16 protein-coding genes are annotated in these 18,614 nt (G+C 74.2%); 5 read left to right on the top strand and 11 right to left on the bottom strand.

What is annotated here, in order from left to right; all coding sequences use genetic code 11:
* Positions 1-190 precede the first annotated feature (190 nt).
* Positions 191-556 (top strand): Hpt domain-containing protein, encoded by a 366-nt coding sequence (locus FGE12_RS22595; protein ID WP_153868651.1) that lies wholly within the window; start codon positions 191-193, stop codon positions 554-556.
* Here FGE12_RS22595 and cysK read toward each other — a convergent pair.
* Positions 553-1,467 carry a cysteine synthase A gene (gene cysK / locus FGE12_RS22600; protein ID WP_153868652.1) on the bottom strand — a complete coding sequence of 305 codons (915 nt, stop codon included), beginning with the start codon at positions 1,465-1,467 and terminating at the stop codon, positions 553-555. The genes FGE12_RS22595 and cysK overlap by 4 nt on opposite strands.
* A 16-nt stretch (positions 1,468-1,483) precedes the next feature.
* On the bottom strand, positions 1,484-2,305 hold the full coding sequence (epsC, locus tag FGE12_RS22605; protein ID WP_370459114.1) for a serine O-acetyltransferase EpsC: 822 nt from the start codon (positions 2,303-2,305) through the stop codon (positions 1,484-1,486).
* Positions 2,306-3,059: 754 nt separating this feature from the next.
* Between epsC and FGE12_RS22610 the strand changes: the two genes are divergently transcribed.
* Complete coding sequence (locus FGE12_RS22610) at positions 3,060-3,536, top strand: STAS/SEC14 domain-containing protein (protein WP_153868654.1); 477 nt, start codon at positions 3,060-3,062, stop codon at positions 3,534-3,536.
* A 4-nt stretch (positions 3,537-3,540) separates the two neighbouring features.
* Here FGE12_RS22610 and FGE12_RS22615 read toward each other — a convergent pair whose 3' ends face one another.
* From FGE12_RS22615 to FGE12_RS22630, 4 genes are all read right to left on the bottom strand, one after another.
* Positions 3,541-4,080 carry a DUF2378 family protein gene (locus FGE12_RS22615; protein ID WP_153868655.1) on the bottom strand — a complete coding sequence of 180 codons (540 nt, stop codon included), beginning with the start codon at positions 4,078-4,080 and terminating at the stop codon, positions 3,541-3,543.
* Positions 4,081-4,173: 93 nt separating this feature from the next.
* Positions 4,174-4,725, bottom strand: a complete 552-nt coding sequence (locus FGE12_RS22620; protein ID WP_153868656.1) for a DUF2378 family protein — start codon at positions 4,723-4,725, stop codon at positions 4,174-4,176.
* A 25-nt stretch (positions 4,726-4,750) separates the two neighbouring features.
* A complete protein-coding gene (locus FGE12_RS22625) occupies positions 4,751-5,674 on the bottom strand; it encodes an NAD-dependent epimerase/dehydratase family protein (protein ID WP_153868657.1) in 924 nt (307 codons plus the stop codon).
* On the bottom strand, positions 5,671-6,480 hold the full coding sequence (locus FGE12_RS22630) for a 1-acyl-sn-glycerol-3-phosphate acyltransferase (RefSeq protein WP_194798171.1): 810 nt from the start codon (positions 6,478-6,480) through the stop codon (positions 5,671-5,673). Before FGE12_RS22630 ends, FGE12_RS22625 begins: the two co-directional genes overlap by 4 nt.
* A gap of 225 nt (positions 6,481-6,705) precedes the next feature.
* Between FGE12_RS22630 and FGE12_RS22635 the strand changes: the two genes are divergently transcribed.
* The 3 genes from FGE12_RS22635 (at position 6,706) to FGE12_RS22645 (ending at position 11,673) form a co-directional block, all read left to right on the top strand.
* Positions 6,706-9,144 carry an ABC transporter permease gene (locus FGE12_RS22635; protein WP_194798172.1) on the top strand — a complete coding sequence of 813 codons (2,439 nt, stop codon included), beginning with the start codon at positions 6,706-6,708 and terminating at the stop codon, positions 9,142-9,144.
* Positions 9,145-9,241: 97 nt separating this feature from the next.
* Entirely contained in the window at positions 9,242-9,703 is a 462-nt protein-coding gene (locus FGE12_RS22640; RefSeq protein WP_153868659.1) for a hypothetical protein, read from the top strand.
* A gap of 239 nt (positions 9,704-9,942) precedes the next feature.
* Positions 9,943-11,673 (top strand): hypothetical protein, encoded by a 1,731-nt coding sequence (locus FGE12_RS22645; protein ID WP_153868660.1) that lies wholly within the window; start codon positions 9,943-9,945, stop codon positions 11,671-11,673.
* A gap of 94 nt (positions 11,674-11,767) precedes the next feature.
* Here FGE12_RS22645 and FGE12_RS22650 read toward each other — a convergent pair whose 3' ends face one another.
* The 5 genes from FGE12_RS22650 to FGE12_RS22670 all read right to left on the bottom strand — a co-directional run bounded on the left by FGE12_RS22650 (position 11,768) and on the right by FGE12_RS22670 (position 18,562).
* The gene (locus FGE12_RS22650; RefSeq protein ID WP_153868661.1) at positions 11,768-12,244 is read right to left on the bottom strand and encodes a peroxiredoxin; all 477 of its coding nucleotides are present in this window, start codon (positions 12,242-12,244) and stop codon (positions 11,768-11,770) included.
* Positions 12,245-12,294: 50 nt separating this feature from the next.
* On the bottom strand, positions 12,295-15,207 hold the full coding sequence (locus FGE12_RS22655; RefSeq protein ID WP_153868662.1) for a PAS domain S-box protein: 2,913 nt from the start codon (positions 15,205-15,207) through the stop codon (positions 12,295-12,297).
* A gap of 248 nt (positions 15,208-15,455) precedes the next feature.
* Positions 15,456-16,709 carry a hydroxymethylglutaryl-CoA synthase family protein gene (locus tag FGE12_RS22660; RefSeq protein ID WP_153868663.1) on the bottom strand — a complete coding sequence of 418 codons (1,254 nt, stop codon included), beginning with the start codon at positions 16,707-16,709 and terminating at the stop codon, positions 15,456-15,458.
* Between the two features lie 41 nt (positions 16,710-16,750).
* The gene (locus FGE12_RS22665; RefSeq protein ID WP_153868773.1) at positions 16,751-17,788 is read right to left on the bottom strand and encodes a zinc-binding dehydrogenase; all 1,038 of its coding nucleotides are present in this window, start codon (positions 17,786-17,788) and stop codon (positions 16,751-16,753) included.
* A 48-nt stretch (positions 17,789-17,836) separates the two neighbouring features.
* Positions 17,837-18,562: a CoA-transferase subunit beta gene (locus FGE12_RS22670; protein ID WP_370459115.1), complete on the bottom strand. Its 726-nt coding sequence runs from the start codon at positions 18,560-18,562 to the stop codon at positions 17,837-17,839.
* Positions 18,563-18,614 lie beyond the last annotated feature (52 nt).

The following is an 18,614-nucleotide window of genomic DNA, read 5'->3' on the forward strand; positions in this document are numbered from 1 at the left end:
GGACACGGCCGGGAGCCCGGCACCCTCACCCCGACCCTCTCCCAGGGGGAGAGGGAGGACTCGGGGACTCTGTGTCCTCCGCACGGCGCGCGGGAGTCACCGCCTCCTCGCCCGCTTCCCGGCCGGTAGGGCGCCCTCGCACCCGCCTCGGGACTGGCGCCCCGCCCCCGAGCGGCCATGATGGCGGCCCATGAGCGAGCCCGACCTCAGCGCCGAACCCATCCTCGACGCGGGCGTCATCGCCCGCCTCCACGCGCTCGAGGAGGGCGACGACCGCCTCGTCGCCGAGCTCGTCGCCGAGTTCCTCGCCCGCACCCCCGAGCGCTTCGCGCGCATGCGCACCCTGCTCGGCGCCGGCAACGTCCCGGAGCTCGAGCGCGAGGCCCACAGCTTCAACGGCAGCTGCGGCGCGCTGGGCATCACCCGCATGCGCCTGCGCGCCCTCGCCCTCGAGCATCACCTGCACACGCAGGGGCTCGGGGGCGCCGAGGCGCTGATGGGCCAGCTGGAGGCCGCGTTCCAGGAGGCCCTGCCCCTGCTGAGCGCGGAGCTCTAGAACAGGTTCTCGATGGAGAGGTAGCGCTCGCCCGTGTCGTAGCTGAAGGTGAGCACGCGGCTGCCGTCGGCGATCTCCGGCAGCTTCTGGCTCACCGCCGCGAGGCTCGCGCCCGAGGAGATGCCCACGAACATCCCCTCCTCGCGCGCCGAGCGCCGCGTGAACTCGTAGGCCTGCTCCTCGGCCACCTGGATGGTCCCGTCCAGCGCCTGCGTGTGCAGGTTCTTCGGGATGAAGCCCGCGCCGATGCCCTGGATGGGGTGCGGCCCCGGCGCCCCGCCGCTGATGACCGGGCTCTTCACCGGCTCCACCGCGAACACCTTCAGCTTCGGGAAGCGCGCCTTGAGCACCTCGGCGCACGCGGTGATGTGGCCGCCGGTGCCCACGCCGGTGATGAGGTAGTCGAGCCCCTCGGGGAAGTCCTTGAGGATCTCCTGCGCCGTGGTGCGCACGTGCACCTCGATGTTCGCCGGGTTCTCGAACTGCTGCGGCATCCACGCGCCCTTCGTGCTCGCCACCAGCTCCTGCGCCCGCGCGATGGCGCCCTTCATGCCCTGCGCGCGCGGGGTGAGCTCGAACTTCGCCCCGTACGCCGCCATCAGCCGCCGCCGCTCGATGCTCATCGAGTCCGGCATGACGAGGACGAGCGGGTAGCCCTTCACCGCCGCCACCATCGCGAGCCCGATGCCCGTGTTGCCGCTGGTGGGCTCGATGATGGTGCTGTCCTTCGTCAGCTTCCCCTCGCGCTCGGCCGCCTCGATCATGGACAGCGCGATGCGGTCCTTGATGCTGCCACCGGGGTTCATCCGCTCGCTCTTCACCCACACCTCCACGTCGCGGTGCGCGAAGAGCCGCCGCACGCGCACGTGCGGGGTGTTGCCGATGGTGTCCAGGACGCTCTGTGCCTTCATGCGCGCTTCCGCCTTTCTAGATGTGGAACTCGATATCCATGGTCTGGCCGTCGGAGGCGCGCACCCGCACCTCGCTCTTGCGGCTCACCAGCGAGTAGGGCGGCACGCTCGCGGTGATCCACGCGTTGCCGCCGATGACGCTGTCGTGCCCGATGACCGTCGCCCCGCCGAGGATGGTGGCGTTCGCGTACACCACCACCCGGTCCTCCAGGGTGGGGTGGCGCTTCTGGTCCGCCAGCGCCTTGTCCACCGTGAGCGCGCCCAGCGTGACGCCCTGGTACAGCTTCACCCCGGCGCCGATGACGCAGGTCTCCCCGATGACCACGCCCGTGCCGTGGTCGATGACGAAGCGCGGGCCGATGCGCGCGCCCGGGTGGATGTCCACGCCGGTGCGCCGGTGCGCCATCTCGGTGAGCAGCCGCGGCACCAGCGGCAGCGCGAGCGCGTGCAGCGCGTGCGCGAGCCGGTAGATGGCCACCGCGTAGAAGCCCGGGTAGGTGAGGATGACCTCGTCCACGCTGCGCGCCGCGGGGTCGCCGCGGTAGAGCGCGTCCGCGTCCTCCTGCAGCAGCGGGTAGAGCGTCCCGAGCACCTCCTCGAAGCGCTCGGGCAGCGACGGGTCGCGCACGCCCTCCCCGCCCGCCACGTGCGCGGCGAGCAGCCCCTGCAGCTGGCGCAGCAGCCCCTGCAGCTCCGCGAGCTCGCCCTCCACGCCCGCGGCGCTGCAGTCCGGGTGCTCCGCGTAGTGCGGGAAGAGCAGCCCGAGCGCGCGCGCCGCGAGCCGCTCGCTCAGGGTGCGCACCTCCGGCGGAAAGCAGGGCCGCTGCCGCGCCCTCACCAGCTGCTCCACCAGCCGCTGCCGGGAGCTCGGGGGGGTCGCGGAGACACCAGGGAAAGGGACGCGCAGGCTCATCGCCGCACTCTGCTAACGCAGGCCCGCACTGCCCACATGGGGAAAGAGGCGGCGCCCGGTTGCTACCGCACAGGCGGGAGGAGGGCGCTCGCTCGGCCTCCTGCCGCGCTCCCCGGGGCGCTCGTGAACCGGGCGGGGATGCCAAGCGCGCGGCAGGCTCGATGGCAAGCCGGGACGGGACGGGCTCCTGTCGCTTCTGCCGAGCGCGCCCGGGCGTTGCCCTGCGCATCGCTCCGGGGAGGCGCGAGTGAGGAGAGGGGTGTCGGGCCGAGTGCTGTGCGGAGCTAAAGACAAACCTCGGGAGTTTTCGAAAGTCCCGAGGTTTGTCGTTAGCAGCGCACCGACCTGCGCCCGCTGAACCCGCACGCGCGTGCTTTTTCGGCGACCGGAGCGCAGACCTCGAGACGTCGCGCGGCTCCTGTCGGAACTGGGTCCACACCCGAGCCTCCCTGGAGCGCCGCGCAGGCGGACGCCCCCTCGCGCTGGGCGGAGGCGACGGACACCGGCCCATCCCTCGTCCTCCCGGAGCGATGCGCAGACCTCGTCCCTGCGCGCCCCGAGCGGGTCAGCTCTGCCCCGGTTTCCGGGCCGCCTGGCAGCGCGCGGTGCGCCGCGTTATGACTGCACGCCAGACACAGCACCGTCCCCGTGCCCCACCCCGCCGGAAGGGAGAGCCGCCGTGAGCACCGCCAGCACCGCCTCCCGCGTCGTCGTCAACGAGGAGCTCTACCCGCTCGTCATCATCGAGCTGCACGGGCAGATCGACGACGAGCAGTTCCGCGAGTACCTGCGCAAGCTGGACGCGCTCGTGCCGCGCCCCGAGAAGCGCGTCATCTTCTACGACCTGCGCGCGGGCAAGAACCTCACCTACGAGCAGCGGCAGTGGCAGGCGGAGTGGCAGAAGAAGAACGCCGAGGCGGTGCGCCAGATGAACCTCGGCGTCGCCTTCGTCATCGACAACCCGCTGCTGCGGGTCATCGTGCGCGCGGTGCTCTTCATCCAGCCCATCGGCTGCCCGTCGCAGATCTTCGGCTCGGTCGAGGAGGCCTACCGCTGGTCCTGCGACCTGCTGGAGAAGGACGGCAACCCCGCCGCCGCGGCCCGCGCGCGCGCCCGCCTCGGCGTGGGCTCGCCGCCCGCCGTGCCCGCGCGCTGAAGCGCTACCAGCGCACCTGGATGACGCAGTGGTCGTAGCTGCGCTCGAGCACCGTGGCCTGCGGCTTCACGTTCGCGCGCGAGAGCCCGGCCTCGAGGATGCCCGAGCAGAAGTCCGGCAGCACCCCGGCCTGCTGCAGCGTCACCTGCCACAGCCCGTCACCCACCTTGCGCGTCTCGGCCCGCAGCGTGGGCTGCGCCGCGCTCCACGTGCGCGCGAGCCGCTCCAGCGTCTTGTCCGGCCCCAGCAGCGGCACGCCCACCGCCACCAGCTTGCCCACGAGCGTGTCGAAGAAGCCCGCGATGAAGCGATCGCCGAGCAGCCGGTAGCCCTGCTCCTCCGGCAGGTGCGGCGCCACGTGCCGCAGCGCCACCCGCATCGCGGCGTACCAGACGGGCAGCGGGTAGGTGGCCTCGAGGCGCTTCACGTCCACGCCCACCTGGCGCAGCTCCTCCTCGAAGGCGCCCGTGGGCTTGAGGGCCCGGACGTAGAGGCCCTCCACGGCGCTGCCCTGGATGAAGGCTTTGGGATCCGACGTACTCATGCGGCGCCCTGTACCAGTGCGCCCGGCTCCTGGCGAGCCCTCCCCTCCACGCGCGCCCGCACCTCGTACGACCAGGCAGGGCCGGCGTGTGCGCTACCAGCGCACCTGGATCACGCAGTGCTCCGGGCTCTTCTCGCTCACCACCACCTGGGGCTTCACCCCGGTGCGCCCGAGGCCGCCCTGGAAGATGCCCGCGCAGAAGTCCGCGATGATGCCCGGCTCGCGCAGCGTGATGCGCCAGTGCTGCGCCGCCTCCTGCACCGTCTCCACCTTGAGGGTGGGCTGCGCCGCGGCCCAGGTGCGCGCGAGGCGCTGCAGGGTGCGATCCGGCCCCACCAGCGGCAGCCCCACCGCCACGAGCCTGCCCACCAGCGTGTCGAAGAAGCCGCCGATGAACTTCTGGCCCAGCAGCTGGTAGCCCGCCGCCTCGGAGAGGCCGGGCGCCACGTGCCGCCGCGCCACCGCGAGCGCCGCCTGCCACACCTGCGTGGAGTAGGTGGGCTCCAGGCGCTTTACGTCCACGCCCACCTTTCGCAGCTCGTCCGCGAAGGCGCCGGTGGGCTGAAGTGCGCGGACGAACATGCCCTCGACCACGCTGCCCTGGGTGATGGAGGTGTCGGTGAGCGGCGGGGAGGAGGTGCTCATGCAACCCTCTCTTCTAGCACGCCCTTCAGCGCACCGCCGAGACGTCGCGGAAGCGGTGCAGGGTCTGCACCTCGTCGTAGCGCGGGGTGAAGCCGGTGGCCTCGCGGAAGGCGCGCGCGTCGATGACGACCGGGAACTTCAGGTGCTCGAGCGCGCCGGCCGGCAGCCGCGGGAAGCCCGCGCGCCCCACCAGCAGGCGCAGGAGGGGCTCGGGCAGGGGCAAGGGCGTGCGCCCCGTCTCGTGCACCACGCGGCTGAGCGGCAGGGGCTGCGGCCCCGCCACGTTGAAGATGCCGCGCAGGCGCTTGGTGAGCGCGAGCGCGAGCGCCTCCACCGCGTCCTCCTCGTGCAGCACCTGGAAGAGCGGGTCGTAGCCGAGCACCAGCGGCACCGTGCGCCCCGCGATGAACTGGCTCAGCGTGCCCGCGCCCGGCGTGCCCAGCGTGTAGCAGAGCCGCAGCACCGCCGTGTTCAGCTCCGGCATGCGCCACAGCGCGGTGGCCGCGTAGAGGTCCGCGGCCACCAGGTCCGCGAGCTCGGGGAAGGCGTCCAGCGCGCGCGGCGGCTCGTCCTCGGTGTGGTAGAGCGGCGCGTCGCTCGCGGCCCCGTAGTAGGTGTGCCGGCCCACGAAGAGGCACTGCTTCACGCCGTGGCGCTTGCAGTACTCGAACACCGCCTGCGTGCCGCCCAGGTTGATGCGGTTGCGCTCCTCGCTGCTCACCGCGAGGCTGGTCACCGTGGCCATGTGCACCACGGCGTGCGGGCGCAGCTTGCGGAACACGTCCTCCGCGGCGCGCTTGCGCAGGTCCGCGCGCACGACCTCGAGGTCCTTGGGCACCCCGCGCACCTCGCGCGCGTCCAGGCCCACCACCTCGTGCCCCTCGCCGAGCAGCCGCACCGCGAGCCGCTGCGCCACCGTGCCCGCGACCCCTGCCACCAGCACCCTCATGGCCCCCGTGCCTCCTTGCCCTGCTGCACCAGGCCTTGATGCATGAGCTCTTTGATGCGCCGCTTCACGCGCTCCACGTACGCGAGCACCACCTCGTCCTCCTCGCTCCCCGTGCCCTCGAAGAGCATCGGCTCGCCGTACACGATGTCCAGGCGCACCGGCAGGGGCAGCGGGACCACGTACGGCGTCACCGGGATGTAGGGCACCCCGAAGAGCCGCCCCAGCCGGTAGAGGTTCGCGATGGTGGGAATTGCCTCCCCGCCGCCCAGGAAGCCGAAGGGCAGGATGGGGCTCTTCGTCTTGAGCGCGAGGCGCATGAAGCCGGTGCCGAAGTCCACCAGGCTGTCGCGCTCGCTGAACAGCTTCGCCGTGCCGCGCGCGCCCTCGGGGAAGACGAGCAGGAGGCGCTCGTCTCGTAAGAGCCGCTCCGCGTTCTCCGGCAGGCCGGTGAACTGGCCCGTGCGCGCCGTCCACTGGCTGAAGAAGGGCAGGCGCACGAGGAAGCGCTCCGCCATCCCCTGCGCGAGCCGCGGCGGCTCCTTCTCCAGCATCAGCGAGACGAGCACCATCGCCCCGTCCACGGCGTAGCCGCCCGAGTGGTTGCCCACCAGCATCCCGCGCCCGCGCGCCGGCACGTGCTCGAGGCCGTGGCAGTGCACGTCGAAGTAGTGCTGGTAGAAGAAGCCCAGCAGCTGCAGCCCGCGCACCAGGGCGTCGCGCGAGATGCCGTAGGGGTCCTGCCCCAGCGCGTTGAAGGGCAGCTCCAGCTTGTCCACCAGCGCCTGTGCCGACTCGGTGCGCGCCACGCGTCCCTCCCCCGGGCTCCTGCAAGAGGCTGCCCCTGTAGCACGGCGGCCGGGGCCCGGCGGCCCCTGCGCGCGCGCCCTGCCCGGCTGCCTGGCTGCGCCCGCTCGTGGGACGACACATCCCACAAGCGGGCGGCGTCCGTACCCACCGGGCAGGCGTGTGCGGGCAGGATGCGTGCGGCACGATTCTTCCAGTGGCGAAGGGGCAGAAAGCGGGGCTCGGCCATGAACACCCTCCTGCAGGACCTGCGCTACGCCGCCCGCGGCCTGCGCCGCACCCCCGGCTTCACCCTCGTCGCCGCGCTCGTGCTCGCGCTGGGGCTGGGCGCGAACGTGAGCCTCTTCTCCGTCGTCCATGCGGTGCTGCTGCAGCCCCTGCCCTTCCCCGAGCCCGAGCGGCTCGTGGAGCTGCAGCAGGCCAAGCCCGGCGAGCCCGGGGGCGTCTCCTATCCGAACCTGCTCGACTGGCGTGCGGGCAGCTCCGGGCTCTTCGAGGGGGTGGCGGCCTACGGCGGCGCGAGCTTCGCGCTGGAGGGGGCGGGCGAGGCGCAGCGGGTGGCGGGCGCGGTGGTGAGCGCGGACCTGTTCCGCGTGCTCGGCACCCCGCCCCTGCTCGGCCGCACGCTGCGCCCCGAGGAGGACCGGCTCGGCGGCAGCGCGGTGCGCCCCGTGGTGCTCAGCCACGCGCTGTGGAAGCGGCTGTACCGGGAGAGCCCCGCGGCGCTCGGGCGCGTGCTGCGCCTGGACGACGAGGCCTTCACCGTGGTGGGGGTGATGCCCGAGGGCTTCGCCTTCCCCCTGCGCGGTGAGCCCGCGGAGCTGTGGGTGAGCGTGGCGGTGGACGCGGAGCCCCGCCTCTACGGCGGCACCATCCCCACCAGCCGCGGCTACATGCGCTACGAGGCGGCGCTCGCGCGGCTGCGGCCCGGGGTCACGGCGGCGCAGGCGCAAGGGGCGATGGACGGGCTCGCCGAGCGCCTCGCGAAGGAGCATCCGGACGCAGGCAGCTACACGCAGGTGCGCGTCACGCCCGCGCTCGAGCGGCTGGTGCGCCCCGTGCGCCCGGTGCTGCTGCTGCTCTTCGGCGCGGTGGGGCTGGTGCTGCTCATCGGGTGCGTGAACGTGGCGAACCTGCTGCTCGCGCGCGCCACCGTGCGCCGACGCGAGGTGGCGGTGCGGCTCGCGCTGGGGGCGGGGCGCGCGCGCGTGGCGCAGCTGCTGCTGTGCGAGAGCCTGCTGCTGTGCCTCATCGGCGGGGCGCTGGGCGTGCTGATGGCCGCGTGGGGCGTGGACGCGCTGCTCGCCTTCGCGCCTCCGGACGTGCCGCGCCTGGGCGAGGTGCGGCTGAGCGGGCCGGTGCTCGCGTTCGCGCTCGGGATGTCGCTGGTGACGGCGCTGGTCGCGGGGCTGGTGCCCGCGCTGGGCAGCGCGCGCACCGGCCTGCACGAGGCGCTGCAGGACGCGGGGCGCAGCGCCACCGAGGGCTCGCGCGGGCAGCGGCTGCGCGGGGCGCTGGTGGTGGCGCAGACGGCGCTCGCGCTGGTGCTGCTGGTGGGCGCGGGGCTGCTGGTCAACAGCACGGTGCGCCTGATGCGCGTGGATCCGGGCTTCCGCCCGCACGGGCTGCTCAGCGTGACGCTGGACCTGCCGGCGTCGCGCTACCCGATGAAGTCGGAGCAGGTGAGCGCGTTCTGGGAGCAGTTGCAGGGGCGCGTGCGCGCGCTGCCGGGCGTGACGGGGGTGAGCGTCGCCGAGGCGCTGCCCCTGAGCGGCCAGGACAACGGCACCAGCGTGGAGCTCGAAGGCGCGGCGAAGGGCGTACGGCAGGAGGCGCAGCTGCGCTTCGTGGGGCTGGACTACTTCCGCACCCTGGGCGTGGGGCAGGTGGCGGGGCGGGACTTCGGTGCGCAGGACGACCGGGAGGGGCCCGCGGTGGCCGTGGTGAACGAGGCCTTCGTGCGCAGGTTCCTCGCGGACCGCTCGCCGCTGGGACAGCGGGTGGTGCTGGGCTGGGGCGGGGATGGGCCGAAGCAGATCGTCGGCGTGGTGCGCGACGTGCACCACCAGGCGCTGGGCGCGCCGCCACGGCCCGAGGTGTACGTGCCCTTGCGGCAGTTCCCCCTGAGCTCGCTCACCCTGCTGGTGCGCACGGAGGGTGAGCCGCTCGCATTGGCGGGCGGCGTGCGGCGCGAGGTGCAGGCGCTGGATGCGGGGCTTCCGCTCGGAGCGGTGCGCACCGTGGACGCGGCGATCGAGCGCACGCTGGTGCCGCAGCGCTTCGTCACCGTGCTCCTGGGGACCTTCGCGGGCGTGGCGCTGCTGCTCACGCTGCTCGGGCTCGCGAGCGTGATGGCGTACACGGTGGCGCAGCGGACGCACGAGATCGGCGTGCGCACGGCGCTCGGGGCGCAGGCCTCGGACGTGCTGCGGCTCGTGCTGCTGCAGGCGCTGCGCAGGACGGCGGCGGGCCTCGCGCTCGGCATCGTCGCGGCGCTGCTGCTCACCCACCTGCTCTCGGGGTGGCTGTACGGCGTGAGCCCCACGGACCCCGGGACCTTCCTCGGCGTGTCGCTGCTGCTCGCGGGGGCGGCCGCCGTGGCGAGCTACGTGCCCGCGCGAAAGGCCGCGAGCGTGTCGCCACTGCTCGCGCTGCGGGGGGAGTAGCGCTCCCCACGGGTGGTGTGGGCCAGGCTTTCGGAATGCCCTCGCAGCGCGGCGCCGGAGCGCTCGCCGTGCAGAGCCGATGACTTAGAGTCGTGCGATGCGCGACCGCCGCACTCCTCGCTGGCTCCGGCCTCTCGTTGTCGTGGCACTGCTGGTCAGCGCTCCTGCGTTGCTCCTCTACTGGCGCATGTGGAATCCCTGGCTCGACGACGGGCCGTTTCGAGGGCGAGCGCGCTCGGACTGCGCGCAGTTGGGCCGCACGCCTGATCAGCTCTATCCGCTCGGCGGCGACAGGCAGCTCGAGAGCTACGACGCTTCCGCAACCGGAGAGTCAGCGACCGTGCTGCTCCGCACGTCTCGCGGTGAGGTGCAGTGGTGCGTCTACGCGGATGGTCATCAGCAAGGAGACACCGCTCGGGTGCGCTTCCTGGCTCACCGGGGCGGCGTCATTCGTGACATCACCGTACGCGGCTCCGTGCGCTGGGCGTTCGGTGACGAGGCCACGTGGTGGAAGCTGGGCAGGGATGGTGCGCTCCAAGCGTACTGGTACTCCTGGTAACGCCGGTCCGCCACACGCCTCGCGGTGCACGTCGCGGGGCGCGTGCATCGCGACTTAACGCGGCTCAGGCGGACCGTGACGGACTTCTATCCCTCACCCCGACCCTCTCCCCGAGGGAGAGGGGACGGATTCGCTCACTGCGTCCCAGTCTTTGAGAGAGCGCGGGCACAGTTCAGCGGTGGGCAACCCTGGCCCACGGGTCCATGCCCGTGTGAGGCGGAGGTGCTACCCCGCGCCAGGTGACGTCGTCCTCCCCCACCCCGCGCGCTCGGCAGCTCGGGCTGCTCCTCGATGCCGCGCTCCTGCTCGCGCTCGCGCTCGTGTGCCTGCGCGCGCTCGGGTCCCTCGAGGCCGCGCGCGACCTCACGCTCTGGGATGAGGCCGACTACCTGCGCCGCGGGCTCGCCCTCCCCCAGCGCGGCCTGCCCGCTCCCGAGTGGGGCCCGCTGCACTCGCTCCTCTACCTCGCGCTCGCGCAGCTCACCCCCGACCCCGTCGCACTGCACGACCTCGCCTACCGACTGCTCGTCACCCTGCCCACCCTGGGCCTCTTCCTCTGCGCCCGGCGCGCGCGCATCCCGCGCGCCCTTGCCCTGCTGGGCGCGCTGCTCTTCCTCGCGAGTGGCGCGCCCCACGTGGCGCCGCGCCCCAGCCTCCTCGCGCTCGCGGTGGTGCTCGGGGGGCTCTGGGTCGCGCTCGCGCCCGGCCGCAGCCTCGAGGGCGCGTGCGCCGCGCTCGGCCTCTCGCTGCTGCTCGCCTGCTACGCGCGCCCCGAGCTCTTCCTCTCCTTCGTGCTCCTCTCCCTGCTGCTCCTCGCCCGCCTGCTCGTGCGCGCGCGCCGGGGCGAGGCACGAGGGCCGCTCGTGCGCCTCGGCCTGAGCTACGGGGCGCTCGCGCTCGCGCTGCTCGCGGTGCTCGGCAACCCCGCCGCGGACCGCACCGGCCGGCGCCTCTACGCCTTCTGCCAGCACTACGCCCTCGGCGAGGTGCAGCGCTCGCACCTCGACCTCGAGCCCTGGGGCCAGTGCGACGCCGTGATGCAGCGCAGCTTCGGCGAGGTGCACAGCGTGCGCGAGGCCGCGCGCGCGAACCCCCATGCCTTCTGGGTCCACCTGCGCGACAACCTGCAGGCCTACCCCGGCGCCTCGCTCGAGCTGATGCTGCGCGGCGCCTCCCACGCGAGCCTCCTCGTCCCCGCGCCCCCGAGCCCCGCGCGCCGTGCGCATGCGCTGCTGCTCGCGGGCATGGCGCTCGGGCTGCTCGCGCTCGGGGTGCAGGCGCTGCGGCGGCCCGGTGTCCTCGAGCGCATGAGCGGCGGGCACGGCGTCGTGCCGCTCGCGCTGGTCCTCGCCGCCGTGCTGCTGCCCAGCGCGCTCTCCTCGGTGCTGCTGCACCCGCGCGAGCACTACCTCGTCCTGCAAGGGGTGCTGCTGCCGCTGTGCGTGCTCGGGCTTGCGGCGGCCGCGGCGGGGATGGGCCGCGAGGAGCCGCGGGGGGCGGGCGCGCTCGCAGGTGCGCTCGCGGTCGCGCTGATCCCTGCGGCGCCGCTGCTGGGGCCGCTCGTGCCCTCCTCGCAGCCCGTGCAGCGGCAGGTGGTCGCCGCGCTGCGAGAGACGGCCGAGGGGCTCTCCCCGCAGGCGGGGCCGCTCGGCGTGCTGGAGGCGCAGGGCGGCTACGACGTGTACCTCGGCCGCGGCGCCGTGCGCGTGTCTCCCACCCAGCGCCTTCCGGGCGAGTCCTTCGAGGCCTTCCTCGAGCGGCGCCACGTGCGCCTCGCCGTGCTCGAGCCGCAGCTCGTCCACGCACCGCAGCTCGCCCAGGACCCGGACTTCCGGGCGTTCCTCGCCGAGCCCGAGGACTTCGGCTTCCACACCCGCGCGCTGCCCGGGACGGGGCGGGTGCTCGCCGTGCGCGAGGCGGCGGGCGGTGGCGGTGCAGCCGAGCGCGCGGCGCTCAAGCGGGCGCAGTAGCGGGACACCGTGGGGCGGGCCTGTCCCTCACCCTTTCCCTCTCCCAGGGGGAGAGGGGACCTTCACGCGGCTTCGCTCGGCGCCCTCGGCTCGTTCAGCGCAGCGGGCAGGCGCCGATGGCCCCGCCCGGGTCCGCCGCATCCTTACCCGCCTCCACCTTCAGCACCCGGCGCCCCTCGCCGAGCACGAAGGTGTAGCGGCGCGGCACGGGGATGAGCGGCATCTTCACCCCGAAGCGCCTCACCAGCTCGCCCTCGGGGTCCGGCACGAAGGTGAAGGGCGCCCCGAGCTCCTGCTTGAAGCGGCGCATCGTCTCCACGTCGTCCATGCTCACCGCCAGCACCTGGCCGTGCGCCCGGGTCAGCTCCTCGTGCCGGTCGCGGTAGCCCTTCAGCTCCCGCGTGCAGGTGGGCGTGAAGGCCTTGGGGAAGAAGGCCACCACCACCGGCCCCGCCTGCAGCAGCGCCGAGAGCGTGTGCGTGCGCCCCTCCGTGTCCGTGCAGGTGAAGTCGGGGACCACGTCGCCCTCGCGGGGCGTCGTGGCAGAGAAGAGGCCGGCGATGGGGAACATGGCCGCAATGTGCTCGCACCGTGCGCCGGGTGCAACGATCGCCGCGCGACTCAGTCCAGCGGCAGCGAGACGGTGAAGCGCGCGCCGCGCTCCGGGGCGCTCTGCACCGCGATGCTGCCGCCCAGCGCGTGGACGATCTCCCGCGCGATGTAGAGCCCCAGCCCCAGGCCCCCGTAGTGCCGGTCGCTCACCGCGCGCTCGAACTTCTCGAAGATGCGCGCCTGCGCGTCCGCCGCGATGCCGATGCCCTGGTCCTGCACGTACAGCACCGCGCCTCCGCGCTCCCCGCGCAGCGCCACCTGCACCGGCTTGCCCGCCCCGTACTTGAGCGCGTTGGCCAGCAGGTTCGTCACCACCTGCTCGAGGCGCAGCCGGTCCCACTGCCCCACCAGCGCGCCCTCCGGCAGCTCCAGCTGCAGCGCGCAGCCGGCGCGCTGCGCCTCGGGCTCGAAGGCGTGCGCCACCTCGCGCACCAGCTCGGCGAGGTCCGTGGGCTCCCGCCGCAGCTCGAGCCGCCCTGCGCTCACCCGCGACACGTCCAGCAGCCCGCTCACCAGCATGCCGAGCTTGCGCGCCTGCAGCGCCACCGAGTCGAGCACCGGCGCCACCACCTGCGCGGGCAGCATGCCCCCGGGCTCCGCCCGCAGGCGCCGCTGCAGCGCCTGCACCTTGAGCTGGATGGGGGTGAGCGGCGTCTTCAGCTCGTGGCTCGCCACGCCGAGGAAGTCGTCGCGCAGCCGCACCGCCGCCTGGCTCGCGGCGTACAGGCGCGCGTTGTCCAGCGCGAGCCCTGCGCGCCGTCCCAGGTCCGCGGCGAGCTGCACGTCGGCTTCCGTGTAGCGCCGGCCGCTCTCCGCCTGCGCCATGGTGAGCGCGCCGAGCACCCGCCCGCGCGCCACCAGCGGCACGGCGAGGAAGGAGCGCAGCCCCAGCTCGCGCACCAGGCGCAGCCGCTCCGCGTCCCCCTTCGCGCCCCGCACGAGCATGGCGTCGGTGATGTCCGGCACCCACTCGGGCTCGCCCTTGCGCAGCACCCGCGCCACGCCCTGCTCGGCGCTGAGGTCCGTGGGGTAGCGGCGCGCGAGCTCGCAGGCGAGCTGCTCCTTCTGCGGCTCGGTGTGCGCCACCGCGAGCCGGCGCAGCGTGCCGTCCTCCTCCAGCACGTCCACGCCGCACCAGTCGGCGAGCGCGGGCACCGCGAGCCGCGCCACCTGCTGCAGGGTGGCCTCCGCGTCCAGCGTGCTGCCCAGGAGCGCGCTCGCCTCGGCGAGGAAGCGGCTCGCCTCCTGGCCGCGGCGCGCGTCGTGGATGTCCGTGGCGGTGCCGAACCACTTGAGCGGCGCCCCCGTGTCGGGCGTGCGCATGCAGAGGGCGCGGTTGAGGAACCAGCGGTAGGTGCCGTCCTTGCCGCGCATGCGCACCTGCACCTCGTAGGGCTCGCAGGTGCGCACCGCGTGCTCCCAGCGCCGCTGCGCCTCCGGCAGGTCCCCGGGGTGCATCAGCTCGGTCCACGAGGTGCCCAGCGCCGCCTCCACCGTGCGGCCGATGTAGTCCGCGAGCACCTGGTTCACGTAGTCGATGTGCCCATCCGGGCGCGCCGTCCACACCACCTGGGGCATGGACTCGGCGAGCGTGCGGTACTCCTGCTCGCGCTGCTGCAGCGCTCGCTCAGCATCCTTGAGCGCGGTGATGTCCTGGAAGGTGACCACGCCCACCGGCGGGCGGCCCTGCACCGCGGGCACCTGCGAGGACTCCACCAGGATGGCGCTGCGCCCGTGCGGCGTGTCCAGCGCCATCTGCAGCCCGCTCACGCTCTCGCCGCGCGCGGTGCGCGCCGAGGGCATCTGCTCGGGTGCGATGGGCGTGCCGTCGAAGTGGCGCGCCCTGACCGTGCGGTCGTACTCGGCGCGCGACTCGGGCGTGGGGAAGCGCCCGCCCCACAGCCGGTCCGCCGCCTCGTTCGCGAAGCTGAAGCGGCCGCTGCCCCGCTCCACCAGCACCAGCGGCACCGGCACCCGGTGCAGCACCGCCTCGAGCCACTGCTGCTCGCCCGCGAGCCGCTCGGCGAGCGCCTCCACCCGCTGCTGGGCCTGGTGCTGCTCGGTGACGTCCAGGAACACCGAGCCCACGGCCACCACGCTGCCGTCCTGCCCGCGCACCGGGAAGTAGTTCACCAGCAGGTGGCGCCGCTGCCCGGTGTGCGCGAGGTCCACGTGCGTGGGCAGCCCCACCAGGCTCTCGCCCGTGCGCAGCACCTGCTGCACGCGCTCGCGGATGCGCGAGACCGCCTCGGGCGGGGAGATCTCCTCGATGTGGCGGCCCACCACCTGCTCGGGGGTGCGCCCGATGGCGTGGGCAATCCACGCGTTGCAGCGCACGTAGCGCAGCTCCCGGTCCACCAGCGTCACGCCCACCGGCGCCGCCGCGAGCAGCGCGTCCACCAGGGGCAGCGGCCCCACCGCGCGCTGCACCTCCTGCACCGCGGCCTGCACCCGCGCGCCCGCCTCGCGCTCGAGCAGCTCGCGCTCGCGCCGCCGCACCTCCGCCTCCTCGCGCTGCAGCTGCTGGCCGCGGCGGTAGAGGTCCACGAAGACGCCCACCTTCGTGCGCAGGATGTCCGGGTCATAGGGCTTGACGATGTAGTCCACCGCCCCGTGCGCATAGCCCTGCAGGATGCTGCCCTCGTCGCGGCTCACCGCCGTGAGGAAGAGGATGGGCGTGGAGGCCGAGCGCTTGCGCTGCCTGATGAGCGCCGCCGTCTCCAGGCCGCTGAGGCCCGGCATCTGCACGTCCAGCAGCACCGCCGCGAAGTCCTGCACCAGCATCGCCTTGAGCGCCGCGTCTCCCGAGGTCACCTTCACCAGCGGCTGGCCGAGCGGCGCGAGCACCGCCTCGAGCGCGAGGAGGTTGGGCGGGTGGTCGTCGACCAGCAGCAGCGGCGCGGGGGGCAGGGAGTTCGGCACGGGGGAGGGCACGAGGAGCGCGGGCAGCCGGACGGCGGTCCCTCCCTATGGCACAGCGGAAGTCACGGGAGGCGCAGGGGTGCGGCCCGTGTCGGGCGGGAGACGTCCTCTAGCGCCGCGGTGCGGGACGCGCCCGGAGGGCCCGGCCGGTTGCTCGGGGGCACGGCGGGGGGTCATCCCTCACCCCGACCCTCTCCCAGGGGGAGAGGGGACCTTCACGCGGCTTCGCCCAGCGCCCGCCGCCTCCCTCAGCCGGCGGCGTAGCGGCGGCGGTGCTCCCTCACCTCGGTGAGGCGGAAGGTGCCGGGGGGCGGCGCCACGGGCTCGGGGGCGTGCGCGGGCAGGCCCATCAGCCGCTCGTACTCCGCCAGGTCGATGCGCTCGCGCGCGGCCACCAGCAGGTCCAGCTCGGCGCGCGCGATGGCCTGCGCGGCGCGCGGCCCCACCACCCCGCTGAAGAACTCGCCGCAGCTGCCGCTGCCGTAGGAGAAGAGCCCCACGCGCTGCCCCGCGAGCGCTGCGGCCTCGCGGTGCAGGAGCCCCGCGAGCGCGAGGTAGAGCGAGGCCGTGTACGCGTTGCCCACCTGCGCGTTGAGCCAGAGGCTCGGGGCCACCTGCTGCTCGTACGCGGCCGAGGAGCGGCTCACCTCCTCGCGCGCCTCGGGGCTGCCCGGCGCCGGGCCCACCGCGTCCTCGAGGTCGCACAGGCGCAGCTGCGCGTGCGCCTTGCGCGCCATCTTGCAGAAGGGGACGTGGTAGAGCACCCGCGCGAGCTGCTCGCCCGGCAGGCTCGCCTCCCAGCGCACCCGGCCCGCCGCGAGCGCCCGCTCGCGCCAGCCGCGGTAGGCCCCCGAGAGCGCCTCCAGGTAGCAGCCGATGGAGTAGTGCCCGTCCACCTGCGGCTCGCGCTGCCCGTGCGGGCGCCAGAAGTCGAACACGTCCGCGCTCGAGACGCCGTTGAGCCCGACGTCCAGCGCGAGCAGCTCGGGGCGCTCGGAGACGAGCAGCGCCACCGCCGCGCCGCCCTGGGTGGGCTCCCCGGCGCTGTGGAGCCCGTAGCGCGCCACGTCGCTCGCGATGACCAGCGCGCTGCGCCCCGCGGCCGCCCCGCTCGCGATCCACTCGGCCGCCGCCATCAGGGCCGCGGTGCCGCCGTAGCAGGCGTGCTGCGTGTCGTAGGTGCGCATGTGGCGCGGGAGCGAGAGCGCCCCCTGCACGTAGGAGGCGACCGCCTTGGAGTGGTCCACCCCCGTCTCGGTGCCCACCACCAGCATGCCCAGGCGCTGCGGGTCCACGCTGCCCTGCGCGAGCAGCCGCCGCGCCGCGGTGGCCGCGAGCGCGACTGCGTCCTCGCCCGGGTCCGGCACCGCCATCTGCAGTGCGCCCAGCCCTTGCGTGTACTTGCCCGGGTCCACCCCGCGCCCGCGCGCCAGGTCCTCCAGCGCGAGGTAGCGGCGGGGCACGGCGACGGCGAGCGCCTCGATTCCGACGGAAGGCTTCATGGCGTGTTCTCCTGGGGAATTCAGGTGCAATCCAGTTGCGTCTAGGTCTCGGGCGGGACCAGCACCAGCCGGCCCGCCACCTCGCGCTGCTCGAGGCGGAAGTGCGCCCGCGCGGCCTCCTCCAGCGGCAGGCTCTCCGCGACGAAGGGGCGCACCACGCCCGCCTGGGTGAGGCGCAGCGCCTCGTCCAGCTCCTCGCGCGTCGTCGCGTAGGCGCCCAGAATCTCCAGCTCCTTCACGATGAGCAGCCCCGGGTTCAGCTCCACCGCGCCGCTCTCGAGGTTGCCCACCACCACCACGCGGCCCCCCACCGCCATGGCCTTGAGCGTCTGCGCGAAGGTGGCGCTGCCCACGATCTCCACCGCCACCTGCACGCCCTCGCCGCCGGTGCGCCGTCGCACCTCGGAGGCGAAGTCCAGGCCGCGGCTCACGATGACCTCGTGCGCGCCCGCCTCGTGCAGCGCCCCCACCTTCGCCTCGCTCGAGGTGACCGCGAGCACGCGCGCCCCGTCTGCCCGCGCGAGCTGCACGGCGCTGAGCCCCACGCCGCCGCTCGCCCCCGTGATGAGCACGCTCTCGCCCGGCTGCACCCGCGCCCGCGTGCGCACCGTGTGCACCGCCGTGCCCGTGGTGCAGCACACCGTGGCCGCCACCGCCCAGGGCATGCCGGGAGGCACCCGCCCGAGGCCGCGCACCGGCGCGACGAGGTACTGCGCGTAGCCGCCGGAGAGCTCCTCGCCGAAGAAGCGCGGGTCCACCTTGCACAGGCTGTTGCGCCCCGCGAGGCAGGGCGCGCACTCGCCGCAGGAGAGCCGCTGCAGCGTCGCCGCGCGGTCTCCCACCGCCCAGCCGCTCACGCCCTCGCCCACCTCGACCACCTCGCCCGCCGCCTCGTGGCCGAGCACCGCGGGCACGCCCGTGCGCGGCAGCCGCCCGCGGCGGTTGATGACGTCGTGGTAGCAGACGCCGCACGCGCGCACCCGCAGCAGCACCTCGCCGCGCCCGGGCGAGGGCCGCGCCACCGACTCCAGCTTCAGGTTCTCCGCAGCGCCGAACGCGCGCAGCACCACCGCCTTCATCTTCATGCTGGGACTCCTTGGGCTCACGGGGGGGGAGAGAGGCGCGCTTCAGCCGCCGACGAGCGCGTCGCGCAGGCGCAGCGGGTCGAGCGCGCGGATGGCGGCGAGCGTCGCCGCGTCCGGCAGGGGCGTCTCGGGCAGCAGCTCCGGCACGCCGAAGGGGAAGCCCGTGCGCTGCACGATGCTCTCGAGCTGCACCTCCGGATGGCGCGTGAGCAGGCGCGCTCCGAGCGGGCCTCCGATGCTCCAGGTGCCGAGGTCCGTGACGAGCCGCGCCTCGCGCGCGGGGTCTCGGGTCGTGGCCACCTGCACGCGCGCCACCAGGTTGCGCTTCGACTGGCGCGGCACCACCAGCACCGGGCGGTTCACCCACTGGCGCAGCGTGGCGGCGCCCGCGACGCCCGGGAACTTCGTGCGCACCGCGGAGAGGCTCCCGCTCGCGCTCATGTTCGTCTGGCCCTCGGCGTCCACCTCCGCGGCGCCGAAGAAGACCGTGTCCACCCGGCCGCGGCGCGCGTGGTCGAAGAGCTCCGGGATGCTCACCTCCGCCGAGCGGCCGTCGAGGTACGCGAGGTCCTCCGACGAGGGCAGCAGCCGCGGCAGCTCCGGGTCGAGTGAGCCCACGCACGCGAGGTAGGTGAGGCGCGGCGCGTGCGTCGCCCGGGCCACGGCGATGGCCAGGATGGCGAGGGGCGAGGCGACGCCGGTGGCGACGACCGCGCCGTCCTCGATCTCGCGCGCGAGCACGGAGACGAGGAGCTCGGCGGGGGACACGGGCTCGAGCCCACTTCCCTCACCCTGACCCTCTCCCAGAGGGAGAGGGGAC

Origin of the sequence: Aggregicoccus sp. 17bor-14 (assembly GCF_009659535.1) — a bacterium.
In the GTDB taxonomy this organism is placed as follows: domain Bacteria; phylum Myxococcota; class Myxococcia; order Myxococcales; family Myxococcaceae; genus Aggregicoccus.

Coding starts and splice junctions, on each gene's coding strand:
- FGE12_RS22650 (WP_153868661.1), bottom strand. CDS start 12,244: ATGTTCCCCATCGCCGGCCTCTTCTCTGCCACGACGCCCCGCGAGGGC.
- FGE12_RS22640 (WP_153868659.1), top strand. CDS start 9,242: ATGCGCGACCGCCGCACTCCTCGCTGGCTCCGGCCTCTCGTTGTCGTG.
- FGE12_RS22635 (WP_194798172.1), top strand. CDS start 6,706: ATGAACACCCTCCTGCAGGACCTGCGCTACGCCGCCCGCGGCCTGCGC.
- FGE12_RS22665 (WP_153868773.1), bottom strand. CDS start 17,788: ATGAAGGCGGTGGTGCTGCGCGCGTTCGGCGCTGCGGAGAACCTGAAG.
- FGE12_RS22615 (WP_153868655.1), bottom strand. CDS start 4,080: ATGAGTACGTCGGATCCCAAAGCCTTCATCCAGGGCAGCGCCGTGGAG.
- FGE12_RS22660 (WP_153868663.1), bottom strand. CDS start 16,709: ATGAAGCCTTCCGTCGGAATCGAGGCGCTCGCCGTCGCCGTGCCCCGC.
- FGE12_RS22625 (WP_153868657.1), bottom strand. CDS start 5,674: ATGAGGGTGCTGGTGGCAGGGGTCGCGGGCACGGTGGCGCAGCGGCTC.
- FGE12_RS22620 (WP_153868656.1), bottom strand. CDS start 4,725: ATGAGCACCTCCTCCCCGCCGCTCACCGACACCTCCATCACCCAGGGC.
- FGE12_RS22595 (WP_153868651.1), top strand. CDS start 191: ATGAGCGAGCCCGACCTCAGCGCCGAACCCATCCTCGACGCGGGCGTC.
- cysK (WP_153868652.1), bottom strand. CDS start 1,467: ATGAAGGCACAGAGCGTCCTGGACACCATCGGCAACACCCCGCACGTG.